Source organism: Mesorhizobium sangaii, from assembly GCF_014207355.1.
Taxonomy (GTDB): Bacteria; Pseudomonadota; Alphaproteobacteria; order Rhizobiales; family Rhizobiaceae; genus Mesorhizobium; species Mesorhizobium sangaii.
The window spans coordinates 1,767,090-1,780,677 of the sequence record NZ_JACHEF010000001.1; the positions used below are offsets into that span (position 1 = coordinate 1,767,090).

Sequence of the window (13,588 nt, forward strand, 5' to 3'; positions counted from 1 at the left end):
GCGTCACTCCGCGAAGGTCAGCAGAAGGTTGAGATGGCGGTCGACCCGTGCCTGCGCTCCAGCGGGAATGGCGAAGGTGGTGTCTTCCTGAACGACCACGGCAGGCCCGTGGAACGTACTGCCCGGCACGAGGGCTTGCCGGTCGTGGAGGTCGATGGTCTCGACGGCCACGCCCGTGTAGACCGGGATCCGGCGCGCCGGGATGGCGGCAGCGCCGATCTCGTTGCTCTCCGGGAAGGAAAGTTTCGGCCCCGCGCCCACTGCGGACAGCCGGACATTCACGAGTTCAATCTCGCCGTCCGGGTCGTGGAAATCGTAGAGCTGCTCATGGGTGAGGTGGAAGGCTTGCGCGACGGCGGCCGCATTGCCGTCCGTCAGCCATTCCGGATGAAGGACGACCTCGATCTCATAACTCTGCCCGACATAGCGCATGTCGCAGGATAGGTTGAGTTCGGCCGCCCCCTCATGCCCCTGCGCCTCGACCCAGTCGCGACCCTCTTGTGCGAGGGCCTCGAAGGCGCCGCGAATTCCGGCAAGCGAGATGTCCGACAGCGGGCTGAAGATGGTGCGGATGAAGTCGCCGCGCAGATCCGCCACGAGCCCGCCCAGCGCCGACACCACGCCGGGACGGCGGGGCGCCATGACACGCTTCATCCCGAGTTCGCGGGCAAGGAAGGCGCCTAGCATCGGGCCGCCGCCGCCGAAGGGCATCAGCGTGAAATCGCGCAAGTCCACGCCGGCGCGCGAGGCGAGTTTCTCGACCTCGACGAACATCTCCGAGATCGCAATGTCGAGGATCGCCTGCGCGGTCTGCTCGATCGGGCGGCCGAGCCGGGCGGCAAGCTCTCCGACCGCGCGATGCGCCAGCCCCGTATCGATCCTGAGCTGGCCGTAGGCCATCTCGCTGTGACCAAGCCATCCACACACCACCATGGCGTCCGTCACCGTCGCCCGTTCGCCGCCACGGCCGTAGCATGCGGGTCCTGGCGTCGAACCGGCCGACTCCGGCCCGACCCGCAGCACCCCCTGTGCGTCGACACTGGCGATCGAGCCGCCGCCGACGCCGATCGAGCTCACCGACACGGAGGGGATATGGAGCGGAAACTCGCCGATCAGTTCGCCTGTCCCGAACTGCGCCTCGCCGTCGATGATGAGCGCGAAGTCGGCCGAGGTCCCGCCAATGTCGAGGGTAAGAACCTTGTCCTCTCCGGCCCGGCGCGCCAGCCATGAGGCGCCGATGACGCCGGAGGCCGTTCCCGACAGCAGCATGTTGACGCAGGCGCGCCTGCCTTCGGCAGCGTTCATCAGCCCGCCGTTCGACTTCGTCAGCATCGGGCGGGCCGGCACACCGTGGTCCTTCAGCCGCTCTTCCAGCGCCGTCAGATAGGACGAGACGCGCGGATGGACATAGCCATTGAGAATGGCGGTCGAGCTGCGCTCGTATTCGCGGATGACCGGCCACACCTCGGCCGAGGAGAACACGAAGAGGTCGGGCGCAAGACGCGCGATCGTCGCCTTGACGGAGGCTTCCTGCGCGGCATTCCGCCATGAATGGAGGAAGGAGACGATGATCCCCTGCGCCCCGTTCGCTTTCGCCGCCGCCACCGCGCTGGCCACCGCCGCCATGTCCGGTGCCTGGGATTCGCTTCCATCGGCACGCATGCGGACCGGAATGCCGAACACCATGTCGCGCGAGATCAGCGGGTCCGGCCGCGCGCAGAACAGCGAATACATGTCCGGCATTCGCAGCCGTGCGAGTTCGATCACGTCCTCGAAACCGGCATTGGTGAACAGCGCCAGCGGCGCACCCTTGCGCTGGATGATCGTGTTGATGCCGACGGTCGTGCCATGCACGAAGCGCGTCATGTGCGTAGGATCAAAGCCTTCGCGTTCAGCCAGAAGGGTGAGGCCCGTCATCAGCTCGGCGCCCGGATCTTCCGGCGTCGTCAGCACTTTCAGCGAGGCGACGCGACCTGAACGGGCTTCAAGCGCGCAGAAATCGATGAATGTCCCGCCGATATCGACGCCGACCTTCCAGTCGGCCTCTTTCCGCGTCCCATTTACCGCGATGGCACTGTCCATGATGCGTCCCTTCCTGTCTGCCGACCAAAACTGGCACGAGCGGACAGTCGGGGTCCAAGATGGATGAGAGGCAAGGATATAAGTCTTGCTTATGCTTTGGCGCGATGTTCGCCGAGGATCGCGGAACAGGCCGCACGGATTTGCTCGCGCATCATCTCATCGGCCCGCGAAAGTGGCCGTGTGCGCGAGGTCAGCAGCGCGATCGGAAATTCCGGCCCATTTGCAAGCGGCCTGACGGCAAGCCCGGCAAACTGGTGCCAGGGCAGCAACGCATCGACGAGGCCGATACCCAGACCGGCCTGGACGAAGCCGATAGCGGAGATGGACACGTCGATCTCGAGCGACGGCGAAAGCGCCACACCCTGCGCGCGGGCCGCATGGGCCAGTTCGTCGGCGGGACGGGTGTTTCCGCGATAGGATATCAACTCTTCCCCGGCGAGATCGGCGAGCGTCAGCTCGGCTTTCCCGGCTAACACATGCCCGGCGGGCAGCAGGCATGAAAAGCCGACGCTCCCGATAACCTCCGCCTCGATATCTGGAGGCAGACGGTCGTCCATGGCCACGCCGAGGCTGGCATCGCCGGCGCGCAGCATGTCGATGATGGCGGCGATCGGCGCCATATGGGAACGCAGCAAAATATCGGGATGCTGCGCCCGGAATCCGGTGAACGCACGAGGCAATATCGCCATGGCCGGCGGTGGCGAAGCCGCGACCCGGACCAGCCCAGTTCGACCCAGACGTAGGTCGGTGGTCTTGCGGCGCAAGCCCTCGAGCCCCGCCGACAGCCTCTCGGCATCGGCGAAGATCTCCAGCGCCTCAGGGGTCGGCCGCAGCCGGCCCTTCACCCTCTCGAACAGCGTGAAGCCGAGTTCGTCCTCGGTGTGGAGCAGTATCTGGCTGAGCGCAGGCTGGGAGATGTTCAACATCCGCGCCGCGGCGGTCACGGTGCCCGCGCGCATGACGGCGATGAACACTTCGAGCTGCCGGGCCCGCATTGCCACTCCATAGGTAAAGCTTATGGGTCTTGCCCAAACCCATCTTTGACGCAATGCCGGGGCGCAGACAAGATGGATACATCCAGGGATCAACTGCTCTGCGCTAAGGAACGACTATGGATGTGATCGTGTTGGGCGGCGGCCTGATGGGGACGGCTTCGGCCTATTTCCTTGCCAGGCGCGGCGCACGCGTGACGCTTCTCGAGCGCAACCGGATCGGTACCGGAGCGACCGTTGCCTCCTTCGGCAACATCCGGCGCACGGGGCGTCATCCGTCTCAGCTTCCGTTGGCCCATCGCTCGCTCAAGCTGTGGGGCGAGGCCGAAAGAATGCTTGGCCGCGACGTGGAATTCCGCGCCACCGGTCATATCAGGTTGATCTTCGATGAAGGCGGTCTCGCCGACATGCGGGCCTATGCCGAGGCAGCGCGCCCTTGGGGGCTTGAACTGGAGGAACTCGGCCCGCGCGAGATTCGTGCCCGCTTTCCCGGCCTCGGTCCAGAAGCGATCGCGGCGTCGTTCTCGCCGCAAGATGGCAGCGGCAATCCACGGCTGATCGCACCTGCCTTTGCCGAGGCAGCCCGCAAGCTGGGCGCGGAAATCGTCGAGGGAGCTGAAGTCGGGAAGATCACCAGCACGGGCTCCGGTTTCCTTGTCGCCAGTTCAAAAGGTACATTCGCCGCCGGCTGCCTGCTCAACACCGCCGGAGCTTGGGGCGCGCGCATCGCCGCGCAGTTCGGCGAAGTGATCCCGCTCGACGCCTACGGCCCGCAGATGGGCGTGACCGAGCCGCTGCCGCATCGGATCCTGCCGGTGGTCGGCATCTGGACGCGCGACAAGGACTATGGCGCCTATCTGCGCCAGGTCGAGCGGGGCAACATCGTCTTCGGCGGCGCGGCCGAAAGGGTGGCGGTTAACCTGGATCCCGGCCATGCGACCGCCGATCCTATGCGCCTTCCCCTGCAATTGCGCGCCGTCGCGCGGCTGCTGCCGGCAATCGCGCAAGTCGCGATCATCCGTACATGGTCCGGCTGCGAGGGCTATGTGCGCGACATGCTGCCGGTCATGGGGCGCTCGGCGACGACGCCAGGCCTGTTCCACGCCTTCGGCTTCAGCGGACATGGCTTCCAGCTCGGCCCGGGTGTGGGCGACGCCATGGCCGAACTCATCATGACCGACTGTTGCGAAACACTGCTGGACGATTTCAGGGTCGATCGCTTCGCCCGCGCAGCCTAAAGAGCAGCAAAGGACAGAGGCGTGGTGAGCTTTGGCGGCAGACGGGATCGCACCGCGCTGTGATCAAACTTGTCATATATGCGATCGTGCTGCCACTTTCCCGCGCGAACGCCGGCTCCCCCGCTGATGCTTTTGGCTGTCAACCCAGCGCCGCGCCCTGTTTTTGTATCACAATAGGTAGCACTGATGGCGTTTGTCTGACTCCGGTGACCGCCCAAGCCACCCCCACCCGCGTGGGCTACAGGTCATGAGCGTCGAAACAGAAAATGGCGCGGTCGTTATCGCCTCCGATGCTGCCCATTTCTATGCCAATATGGAGCGCGAGAAGCCCTTTCCGGTCTTCGATCCGCTGAGCGATGTGATTTTCGGGGTGGAACGGATGAAGCAGCTTGCCAGTTCGCCCACTCACATCGTGCCAGGGCACGATCCGCTGGTGCTCAAGCGCTTTGCGCCCAGCCGCCAGGATGTCGAGGATATTGTGACCCTTGCCCACCCGTTGAGCTGATCACATCGATGCCGTCGCGGTTGGATCCGGCGGCACATTCCGGCAGTCCACGACGACGCCAGGAATCTGTGCGGGCATGATCCTAATGATCGTTCGGCGAAGCGCCGAGATCGGCACGGTCACGACCTAAGGCGCTGCGATGAACGAGCGTGCGAGGCATGCGCCAATTCAACCTACCTCGGTCGGGACCCCAGCCGCTCTTGCCTTCGCAAAGTGCGTTGACGAAGTGTTCAAACGGGAACGCGATCTGACAAAAAGCGGCGCCAGCCGCCGAATGACGAGATGTCAGAAGCGCCTAGCAAGCCCACGGATTCCACCAAAAACCCTTTGGCGATGCTGCCGTCATCAAGTTCTACACTGCCAATGCCCAGAGGCGGCGGGATGGCGGCCACAAAGTGACCGAAAGCGTCGGCAGGGAGCCGCCAGACCTCCACCTCGATCGCAGTGCCGCCGTTTCCGACACGGACCAGTCCCGGCTTGGGCGTGGCTTGGCCCGCGAGCTCATAAAGCTTGTATGAAGAGGCCGTCCTCATCGCCCGGCAGAACCGGGCACCAGCCTCCCTGAGCTGGCCATTGAGCGGCATTCCCGAGAGGTGAGCGCCGACCACCACCAATTCGATCGTGCCGTCTTCGGCCGATGCGCCGACAGGCTGCGCGCTCGGCTGCCGCCAGCCGGTCGCGCCGAGGGTGAGACCGCTCGCGGCATGGAGATCGCGCGCGACGGACGCCACAAGGCCGTCCAGTCCGGCGGCCGCAAGTAGCGTCACGCTCATCGGCAGGCCGTCATCGCGCGTGCCAGTCGGTACGGCAATGCCGCACATATCGAGCAGGTTGACGAAATTGGTGTAGGTGCCAAGCAGACTGTTGGTTTCGACCGGATCGGCGAGCACGGCGACGGTGGTGTAATGCGTCGGCGCGGTCGGCACGCAGAACAGGTCGACCGAGGCGATGACCGGGGTGAGCTTGGCCCGGTAGGCCTGCAAGGCATAGAGGCCGCGGAAGGCGTCCGCCGCCGACAGCTTCCTGGCGCCGCCGATGATCTTGCGCGTCACCGGATGCATGGCCGCCTCGTTGGCCTCCATAAAATCGGCTATCGCCGCATAGCGCTCGGCCACCCAGGCGCCCTCATAGAGCAGGTTAGCGGTGGCGTAGAAATCGCCGAACGGGATTTCGACCAGCCGGCAGCCGAGCCACGACAGCATGGCGAGCGAGGCCTCGAAGCCGGCCTGCATCGCCGCATCGCCGAAGAATTTCAGGTCGGCCTTTGCCGGGATGCCGACGCTCAGCACCGGCGGGCGTGCGGCGAGCGGCTGGACGGCGATGTCGCGCGAATAGGGATCGGCCGCATCGCGCGCTGCTGCGACGGAGAACACTGCATAGGCGTCGTCGACGGTCAGCGCGAACACCGACACGCAGTCGAGCGTGCGGCAGGCCGGCACGACGCCGCCCGTCGACAACGCACCGACGGTCGGCTTCAGCCCGACGATGTTGTTGAGGCCGGCGGGGATGCGGCCGGAGCCTGCCGTGTCGGTGCCGAGCGCGAAAGAGACGATGCCGCGCGCCGTCGCCACCGCCGACCCCGACGAGGAGCCGCCGGGCACCAGACTGGCATCGATGGCGTTCCTCGGGATCGGGTACGGTGTGCGCACGCCGACAAGGCCGGTGGCGAACTGATCCAGATTGGTCTTGCCGACCACCAGCGCGCCGGCAGCGTTGAGCCGGGCCACCACGGTGGCGTCCACCTGGGGCATGTAGGCATATTCGGCGCAGGCCGCAGTGGTCGGCATGCCGGCGACATCGATGTTGTCCTTGACGGCGACGGGCACGCCCCACAGCGGCTTGGTTACCGGATCGAACGGCCCGAGCGCTTCGGCCGCGGCAAGCAGATCCGCCCTGGCGGCGAGATGGATGAAGATGCCCGGATCATCGGCGGTCTCGATGCGGGCGTAAATCGTCGCGATCACATCGCCAACGCCGACGCCGTCCCGATAGGCCGCGTGCAAACTGCCGATGTCGAAGCGGATCTCGCTCATTTGGTCTGCCCCAGAATGATCACCGGCAGGTCCCATTGGATCAGCACGACGCAGCCCCCCTTCGTCCACACCGAATGCTCGGTCCCGACCGGGTTCAAGACTACGCTGCCGGCCGGATAATCGCCATTCTCGTCGCTTTGCGTCCCCTCGAGCACGACGATGGTCTCCAGCCCGACATGGCGGTGGCGCGGCACGCGAGCGCCGGGCAGGTATTTCAGGATCGCGACCGACGGCTCGACCGGCCCGCCCTTCAGCAGCCAGTGCACGCTGATGCCGTCGCGGAAATGTTCGTACGCCAGATCACGCCAGCCGCCGTCGAGCAGGCCGGCAAAGGCAAGATTAGGCATTGGCAATTCCCTCGAGCACCTGGTCGGTCGTCGCCGTCCAGCCGACGATGGCGCCCTGCGCCCTGATCATGGCGATCGCCGCCGTCTTGAACTCGGGAAAGTAGCTTTCCGTCGCGTCCTCGGCGAGCAGGCACTCATAGCCGCGATCGTTGGCCTCGCGCATCGTCGTCTGCACGCAGACTTCGGTGGTGACGCCGGCAAAGACCAGCTGCTCGGCGCCGAGCCTTTTCAGGTCTTCGCCGAAAGAGGTGGCATAGAAGGCGCCCTTGCCCGGCTTCTCGATGACGATCTCGCCGGGCAGTGGCGCGAGTTCGTCGAGGATCGCTGTGCCCGGCTCGCCAACGATCAGCACGCGGCCCATCGGCCCAACATCGCCGATGCGGATCGACGGATTGCCGCGGCTGCGTTTAGACGGCGGCAGGTCGGACAGGTCGGCCCGGTGGCACTCCATCGTGTGGATCACCGGTAGGCCGGCGGCACGGAACCCCTCGATCAGCCGCTTCACCGTCGGCACGATCGCTGTCACCCGGCTGACATCGTTGCCGAGGCTGGCGCCGAAGCCACCAGGCTCGGCGAAGTCGCGCTGCATATCGATGACGACCAGCGCCATGGTCCGCGGCTTGAAGGCGAACGGAAATGGCTGCGCTGCGATTTCCGCCATTAGTGATGTCCCGCCATATGCTCGCCGATGGTTTGGACGCTGGCCTGCGCGATCGACGTTTCGTAGACCAGCGCGCCGTCGGACATGACGAAGATGCGGTCCGAGAGCTCGAGCAGTTCGTCTAGATCCTCCGACATCAGAAGCACTGCGGCACCCGCATTGCGCGCCTTCATGATGCGGGCGCGGATTTCGGCCACGGCCGAGAAGTCGAGGCCGAAGCACGGGTTGGAGACGATCAGCAGGTCGACCTCGCCGGTTAGCTCGCGGGCAAGCACGGCACGCTGCACATTGCCGCCCGACAGCGAGGCGATCGGCGAGGCAAGCGATGCGGTCTTGACCTTGAACTGCTCGACCAGCCTGGCACTGAAGGCCCTGATGGCGCTGGCACTGATCCAGCTCACCGGTTTGCCGTTGCTGTCAATGTCGAAGGTGCGGAAGGAGATGTTCTCGGCCACCGTCATCTTCGGCGCACAGGCGTTCTTCAGCGGCTCCTCCGGGATGAGGCGGACGTTGAGCGCACGCGCCTCGGCGCGCGTCGCCGCATAGGTGGAGCCGCGCACCAGCACCTCCCCAGCGTCGCGCGGCCGCTGGCCGGCCAGCACTTCCAGAAACTCCTTCTGGCCATTGCCGGAAATGCCGGCGATGCCGACGATCTCGCCCGAATGCACGCCGAGATCCTCGATGCGGATCGACTTCAGCCCGGTTCGATCCGGCGCCTTCAGCGATTTGACCTTGAGCACGATCTCGGCATCGGGTTTCGGTGCGGCGCGGCTGTCGAGTGCCGCGATCGGCTGGTCGCCGATCATCATCGCCGCCATCGCCTTGTGATCGAGGTCGGCGACGCGGCCGGTTCCCGTCAGCTTGCCCTTGCGCAGCACGCTGACATCATCGGCGAAGGCAGTGACCTCATGGAATTTGTGCGAGATCATCAGCACGGTGAGGTCGCCCGCCTTGGTCATACCGCGCACCAGCCCCAGGACCTCCTGGGCTTCGCCAGGCGTCAGCACCGAGGTCGGCTCGTCCAGCACCAGGAAGGAGCGGCCGAGATAGAGCTGCTTGACGATTTCGAGCTTCTGCTTCTCGCCGGCGGCGAGCTCGGCCACCTTGACGTCAAGTGGCAGCTTGAACGGCATGCGCTCCATGAACACGGCAAGCTCGCCGCGCTCCTTGCGCCAGTCGATGATGCCGGGCACCTTTTCGCGCGAGATAACGAGGTTCTCCGCGCCCGTCAGCGAGGGCACCAGCGTGAAATGCTGGTAGACCATGCCGAGCCCAAGTGCCGAGGCATCGCGCGGGCTGGCGATCGCCACCTCCCGGCCATCGACGAGGATGTCGCCGGAGGTCGGGTGATAAAAACCCATCATGCATTTGACCAGCGTCGACTTGCCGGCGCCGTTCTCGCCGAGCAGTGCGTGGAAGGAGCCGGTCGGCACCTTGATGGAGACGTCGCCCAGCGCCGTGAAGGCGCCGAAACGCATGGTCATGCCGATGGTCTCGACGCCGACGGCTTTTCTGCTGCCCTCATGCATGGTCGAACCTCACGGCAATTGGGCGACGAAGGACGCCGAGCTCGACACCGCGCCGAAGACGCCGCCCTGCATCTTGATCATCTTGATGGCCGCCAGATGGTTGCCGTAGTCGGTCGCCCCGCAGCAATCCTCCAGCATCACGCATTCGAAGCCGCGGTCGTTGGCCTCGCGCATGGTGGTGTGCACGCAGACGTCGGTGGTGATGCCTGTGAGCACGATGTTTTCGATGCCGCGCTGGTTGAGGATCAGCTCGAGGTCGGTGGCGCAGAACGAACCCTTGCCGGGCTTGTCGATGATCGGCTCGCCTTCGGCCGGATAGAGGTCGGGGATGATGTCCCAGCCCGGCTCGCCGCGCACCAGGATGCGCCCACAAGGGCCGGGGTCGCCGATGCCGGCATTGATGCGGCGCGAGCGCCAGCGCTTGTTGGCCGGCAGGTCGGCGAGATCGGGCCGGTGGCCCTCGCGTGTGTGGATGATGGTGTAGCCTTTCGCGCGCATGGCCGACAGCACAGACTTGATCGGCTCGATGGGCGCGCGCACCAGCGACAGGTCGTAGCCCATATGGTCGACATAGCCGCCCGGTCCGCAGAAATCGGTCTGCATGTCGATGATGATCAACGCCGTGTTGTCGGGGCGAAGTTCGCCATTGTAGGGCCATGGATACGGGTCGGCGTCGATATAGCGCTGGGTGATTTCGGCTCTGGCGTTCATGGCAAAAACTCCAGTCATTTGGTGATCGACAATTCGCCTGGCGCCCCGGCAAGCGAACGGGTCGGCGACGAGGTGGCGATCATGATGATTAAGGTGAGGATGTAGGGAGCGGCGTAGAACAGGTAGTAGCCTTGCGTGACGCCGACCGACTGCAGCGCCGGTCCGAGCGCTCCGGCGCCGCCGAACAGAAGGGCGGCGGCAAAGCAGCCGAGCGGATTCCAGCGTGCGAAGATGACCAGAGCCACTGCCATCAGCCCCTGCCCCGACGAGATACGCTCGGTCCAGCTGCCGGGGTAGTAGAGCGACAGATAGGCGCCGCCGATGCCGGCCAGCGCGCCGCCGACGCCGGTGGCGAGGAGGCGCACTGTGTTCGGGTTGAGGCCCATGGCGCGCGCGGCGTCGGAACTGTCGCCGACGACGCGCACGATGAGGCCGGCGCGGGTGTTGCGGAATGCCCACCACAGGACGAGCGAAAGTGCCGCCCCGATCAGGAACAGGACGTTGACGTCGAGTGCCGCCTGCACCTGCGGAATGTCGGACCAGGCGCCGAACGGAATGGCCGGAAGGTTGGGCGCCTTCGGCTTGATGAACGGCTTGCCGAAGAAGAAGGCGAGCCCCGAGCCGAACAGCATCAGCGCGATGCCGATGGCGATGTCGTTGACTTTCGGAAATTTGCAGATCCAGCCATGGAACAGGCCGAAGCAAAGGCCGGCGGCCGCGGCGGCCAGCAGGCCGAGCCACGGCGAGTTGGTCATGACCGCGACCGCATATGCGGTCATGGCGCCGAAGACGAGGGTGCCTTCGAGCCCCAGATTGATGCGACCGGACCGCTCGGTGATGGCCTCGCCCAGAGAGACAAAGATGAAGGGCGTCGACACGCGGATGGCGCCGCCGAGGATGGCGAGCGGCACGCCCCAGAGGCCGATCTCGGTCGCGTCCATCAGGAGGCCCTCTGCCACAAATCGGGATTGAAGGCCTTGAAGCGGCCGTACAAGGTTTCGCTGAACAGGATGACGATGAACAGCATGCCTTGCAGCACAAGCACGGTGGCGTCGGGCAGGTCCATGCGACGCTGGATCAGCCCGCCGGACGCGTCGATGCCGCCAAGCAGGATGGCGACCGGGATGATGGCCAACGGGTTGTGGCGGGCGAGGAAGGCGACGAGGATGCCGGTGTAGCCATAACCGGCGGCGAGCGAAGCGTTGGCGCTGCCCTGGACGGCGGCGACTTCCAACATGCCGGCCAGCCCGGCAAAGCCGCCCGCAAGCGTGGTAAAGCCGACGATGAGCGGCCCGACCGCCAGGCCCTGAACCTGCGCTGCCCTGACATTGCCGCCGGCGATGCGGGCGGCAAAGCCCCAGCGGGTCTTTTCGATCAGCACCCACGAGAGAACGCAGGCGACGACGCCGACGGCAAGCCCCCAATGCACCTCCATGCCCGGAATGTTGCCGATGCGGTAGATGTCCGCCAGTGGCTGCGTCGACGGCTTGTTGAGCGAGGCCGGGTCGCGCAGCGGCCCTTCGACCAGCTGGTTCATCAGGGCGATGGCGATGTAGGCCATCAGCAGGCTGGAGATCGTTTCGTTGACGGCCCGGTAGTGGCGGAGCGCGCCGACGGCACCTATCCAGATGCCGCCGGCGGCCATGCCCGCCACGCCCATGGCAAGAATGACGATTGATGATGGCGCGCCGCTTAGCGCCACGCCGGTGGCGGCGGCGGCGACGCCGCCGAGAACGATGGCGCCCTCGCCGCCGATGACGACGAGGCCGAGCCGCGCCGGCAGCGCCACGCAGAGCGCCGCAAGCAGCAAGGGTGCTCCTCGCGACAGCGAGTTCTGGATCGAGAACCACGAGCCGAAGCCGCCGCGCCACATGGTTTCATAGAGCTGGACCGGCGACTTGCCGACCAACGCAATGAACAGGCTGAACAGGACCATGCCGACGACCAGCGCCGCGAGCGGAATCACGAAAGCTTCCGCCCGCCTGGCGATCCATTCGAGCGCCGCCGGATATCCCCTAGCGCCGAGCATGGCCGGCGCCTCCGCACTGCTGACCGTATCCGTCATGGTCGCCGTCTCCGCGCTCAGCTTCAGGCGGTCGAGCCGACGACGCCTTCGACGAGATAGTCCATGCTTTCGAGTTCGATGGCGGTCTCGACGAAGGCCTGCCCTTCCGTCGCCACGACGGCGCCCTTGTTGCTCTTCAGCGGACCCTTGATGACCGAGAAGCCGCCCTTCATCATTTCGGCCAGGGTGGCGTCGAATTGCTTGCGGGCCGCCTCGCCGACGGCGGGACCGAGCGGGCTCATCTTGACGAAGCCGTCGGCCAGTCCGCCGCGGGTGAAATTTGGCAGCGGCGCGCCGGCGACGAGGTCGTCGACGAACATCTTGTAGACCTTGGCCCAGTTCCACTCAGCCCCGGTGAGGTATTTTTCCGGCGCCAGCGGGCTCTGGTTGGCGTGATAGCCGCAGACGAAAGCGCCGCGGCCGGCCGCCGTCTCGACCACCACTTTCGGGCTGTCGACATGGCAGGTGATGACGTCGGCGCCCTGGTCGACCAGCGCGTTGGTGGCTTCCGCCTCCTTGACCGCCAGCGACCACTCGCCGGTGAAGATGACCTGGCAGGTGATGGTCGGGTCGACCGAGCGCGCGCCGAGCAGGAAGGAATTGATATTGAGCAGCACCTGTGGGATCGGCTTGGCGGCGACGAAGCCGAGCTTCTTGCTCTTCGAGGTGTGGCCGGCGACGACGCCGTTGAGATACTGGCCCATGCCGATATAGCCGAAATAGGAACCGGCATTCATCGGGTGCTTGTCCTTGTTCCACATGCCTCCGCAATGGCGGAACTGCACGTCGGGGAATTTCGCGCACATGGCCAGCATGTGCGGATCGAAATAGCCGAAGGAGGTCGGGAAGATCAGCGAGGCGCCATCGAGGTTGATCATCGATTCCATCGTTTTCTGGACGTCGACCGTCTCGGGAACGTTTTCCTCCTCGACGACTGAGATGCCTTCGATGCCCTTCAGCGACGCCGCCCCCTCGGCATGCGCCTGGTTGTAGCCATAGTCGTCCTTCGGGCCGACATAGATGAAGCCGACGGTGGCGGCGGCGGCGAAGGCACGGCTGATCGGAAAGGATGCCGAGGCCAGGCCGAGTGCGGCTCCGGCGGCGGAGGTTTTGAGCAGTTGGCGGCGGTTAAGCATGAATCTGTCGGTCATAGTGAATGCTCCCCTTTAGGACCCTTTTCCGGGTCGGTTAACATGCCGTCAAGAAAGTGCATGCAATCAGCATGCCAGTTTGTGATTTGAAATTTATCCAATAAAATCAGTTATCAGATCGAAGGCCTGTGCCCATACTGGAGGCAATTGCATGCACTTTTTGCCTTGAAAGTAGCCAGTTTGACAGGCAGATTAAAATAGAGGCATAGAGGGCATATCGGAATTGAAAGGCCAACGAGTCGGCCGACTCCACGAGAAGACGTGACGGAGGAAA

The 13,588-nt window shown here is 65.1% G+C and carries 12 protein-coding genes; 2 read left to right on the forward strand and 10 right to left on the reverse strand.

The window, feature by feature from the left end:
* Nucleotides 1–3 precede the first annotated feature (3 nt).
* Together HNQ71_RS08355 and HNQ71_RS08360 are read right to left on the reverse strand one after the other, a co-directional pair.
* Complete coding sequence (locus tag HNQ71_RS08355; protein ID WP_184872053.1) at nt 4–2,082, reverse strand: hydantoinase/oxoprolinase family protein; 2,079 nt, start codon at nt 2,080–2,082, stop codon at nt 4–6.
* A gap of 89 nt (nt 2,083–2,171) precedes the next feature.
* Nucleotides 2,172–3,077, reverse strand: coding sequence for a LysR family transcriptional regulator (locus HNQ71_RS08360; protein ID WP_184872054.1), 906 nt, complete (start codon nt 3,075–3,077; stop codon nt 2,172–2,174).
* Between the two features lie 116 nt (nt 3,078–3,193).
* Here HNQ71_RS08360 and HNQ71_RS08365 point away from each other — a divergent pair, with 116 nt between their 5' ends.
* Nucleotides 3,194–4,312 carry an NAD(P)/FAD-dependent oxidoreductase gene (locus HNQ71_RS08365; protein ID WP_184872055.1) on the forward strand — a complete coding sequence of 373 codons (1,119 nt, stop codon included), beginning with the start codon at nt 3,194–3,196 and terminating at the stop codon, nt 4,310–4,312.
* A gap of 247 nt (nt 4,313–4,559) precedes the next feature.
* Nucleotides 4,560–4,817 (forward strand): MBL fold metallo-hydrolase, encoded by a 258-nt coding sequence (locus HNQ71_RS08370; RefSeq protein WP_184872056.1) that lies wholly within the window; start codon nt 4,560–4,562, stop codon nt 4,815–4,817.
* Nucleotides 4,818–5,047: 230 nt separating this feature from the next.
* On the opposite strand, the gene atzF is transcribed toward HNQ71_RS08370, so the two are convergent.
* The 8 genes from atzF to HNQ71_RS08410 are packed head-to-tail and all read right to left on the reverse strand — an operon-like array spanning nt 5,048 to nt 13,314.
* On the reverse strand, nt 5,048–6,850 hold the full coding sequence (gene atzF / locus HNQ71_RS08375; protein ID WP_184872057.1) for an allophanate hydrolase: 1,803 nt from the start codon (nt 6,848–6,850) through the stop codon (nt 5,048–5,050).
* Entirely contained in the window at nt 6,847–7,197 is a 351-nt protein-coding gene (locus tag HNQ71_RS08380) for a cupin domain-containing protein (RefSeq protein WP_184872058.1), read from the reverse strand. Before HNQ71_RS08380 ends, atzF begins: the two co-directional genes overlap by 4 nt.
* A complete protein-coding gene (locus HNQ71_RS08385) occupies nt 7,190–7,858 on the reverse strand; it encodes a cysteine hydrolase family protein (RefSeq protein ID WP_184872059.1) in 669 nt (222 codons plus the stop codon). Before HNQ71_RS08385 ends, HNQ71_RS08380 begins: the two co-directional genes overlap by 8 nt.
* The gene (locus HNQ71_RS08390) at nt 7,858–9,387 is read right to left on the reverse strand and encodes an ABC transporter ATP-binding protein (RefSeq protein WP_184872060.1); all 1,530 of its coding nucleotides are present in this window, start codon (nt 9,385–9,387) and stop codon (nt 7,858–7,860) included. Before HNQ71_RS08390 ends, HNQ71_RS08385 begins: the two co-directional genes overlap by 1 nt.
* 9 nt (nt 9,388–9,396) lie before the next feature.
* Complete coding sequence (biuH, locus tag HNQ71_RS08395) at nt 9,397–10,098, reverse strand: biuret amidohydrolase (protein WP_184872061.1); 702 nt, start codon at nt 10,096–10,098, stop codon at nt 9,397–9,399.
* Between the two features lie 14 nt (nt 10,099–10,112).
* Entirely contained in the window at nt 10,113–11,039 is a 927-nt protein-coding gene (locus tag HNQ71_RS08400; protein WP_184872062.1) for an ABC transporter permease, read from the reverse strand.
* The gene (locus HNQ71_RS08405) at nt 11,039–12,127 is read right to left on the reverse strand and encodes an ABC transporter permease (RefSeq protein WP_246461383.1); all 1,089 of its coding nucleotides are present in this window, start codon (nt 12,125–12,127) and stop codon (nt 11,039–11,041) included. The genes HNQ71_RS08400 and HNQ71_RS08405 overlap by 1 nt, the downstream gene beginning before the upstream one ends.
* A gap of 59 nt (nt 12,128–12,186) precedes the next feature.
* Entirely contained in the window at nt 12,187–13,314 is a 1,128-nt protein-coding gene (locus tag HNQ71_RS08410) for a BMP family ABC transporter substrate-binding protein (protein ID WP_184872064.1), read from the reverse strand.
* Nucleotides 13,315–13,588: the final 274 nt, after the last annotated feature.

Bases quoted from the DNA above. Each gene is read 5' to 3' on its own strand.
- HNQ71_RS08390 (WP_184872060.1), bottom strand. From the start codon at position 9,387: ATGCATGAGGGCAGCAGAAAAGCCGTCGGCGTCGAGACCATCGGCATG.
- biuH (WP_184872061.1), bottom strand. From the start codon at position 10,098: ATGAACGCCAGAGCCGAAATCACCCAGCGCTATATCGACGCCGACCCG.
- HNQ71_RS08410 (WP_184872064.1), bottom strand. From the start codon at position 13,314: ATGACCGACAGATTCATGCTTAACCGCCGCCAACTGCTCAAAACCTCC.
- HNQ71_RS08355 (WP_184872053.1), bottom strand. From the start codon at position 2,082: ATGGACAGTGCCATCGCGGTAAATGGGACGCGGAAAGAGGCCGACTGG.
- HNQ71_RS08405 (WP_246461383.1), bottom strand. From the start codon at position 12,127: ATGCTCGGCGCTAGGGGATATCCGGCGGCGCTCGAATGGATCGCCAGG.
- HNQ71_RS08380 (WP_184872058.1), bottom strand. From the start codon at position 7,197: ATGCCTAATCTTGCCTTTGCCGGCCTGCTCGACGGCGGCTGGCGTGAT.
- HNQ71_RS08400 (WP_184872062.1), bottom strand. From the start codon at position 11,039: ATGGACGCGACCGAGATCGGCCTCTGGGGCGTGCCGCTCGCCATCCTC.
- atzF (WP_184872057.1), bottom strand. From the start codon at position 6,850: ATGAGCGAGATCCGCTTCGACATCGGCAGTTTGCACGCGGCCTATCGG.
- HNQ71_RS08365 (WP_184872055.1), top strand. From the start codon at position 3,194: ATGGATGTGATCGTGTTGGGCGGCGGCCTGATGGGGACGGCTTCGGCC.
- HNQ71_RS08370 (WP_184872056.1), top strand. From the start codon at position 4,560: ATGAGCGTCGAAACAGAAAATGGCGCGGTCGTTATCGCCTCCGATGCT.
- HNQ71_RS08385 (WP_184872059.1), bottom strand. From the start codon at position 7,858: ATGGCGGAAATCGCAGCGCAGCCATTTCCGTTCGCCTTCAAGCCGCGG.
- HNQ71_RS08360 (WP_184872054.1), bottom strand. From the start codon at position 3,077: ATGCGGGCCCGGCAGCTCGAAGTGTTCATCGCCGTCATGCGCGCGGGC.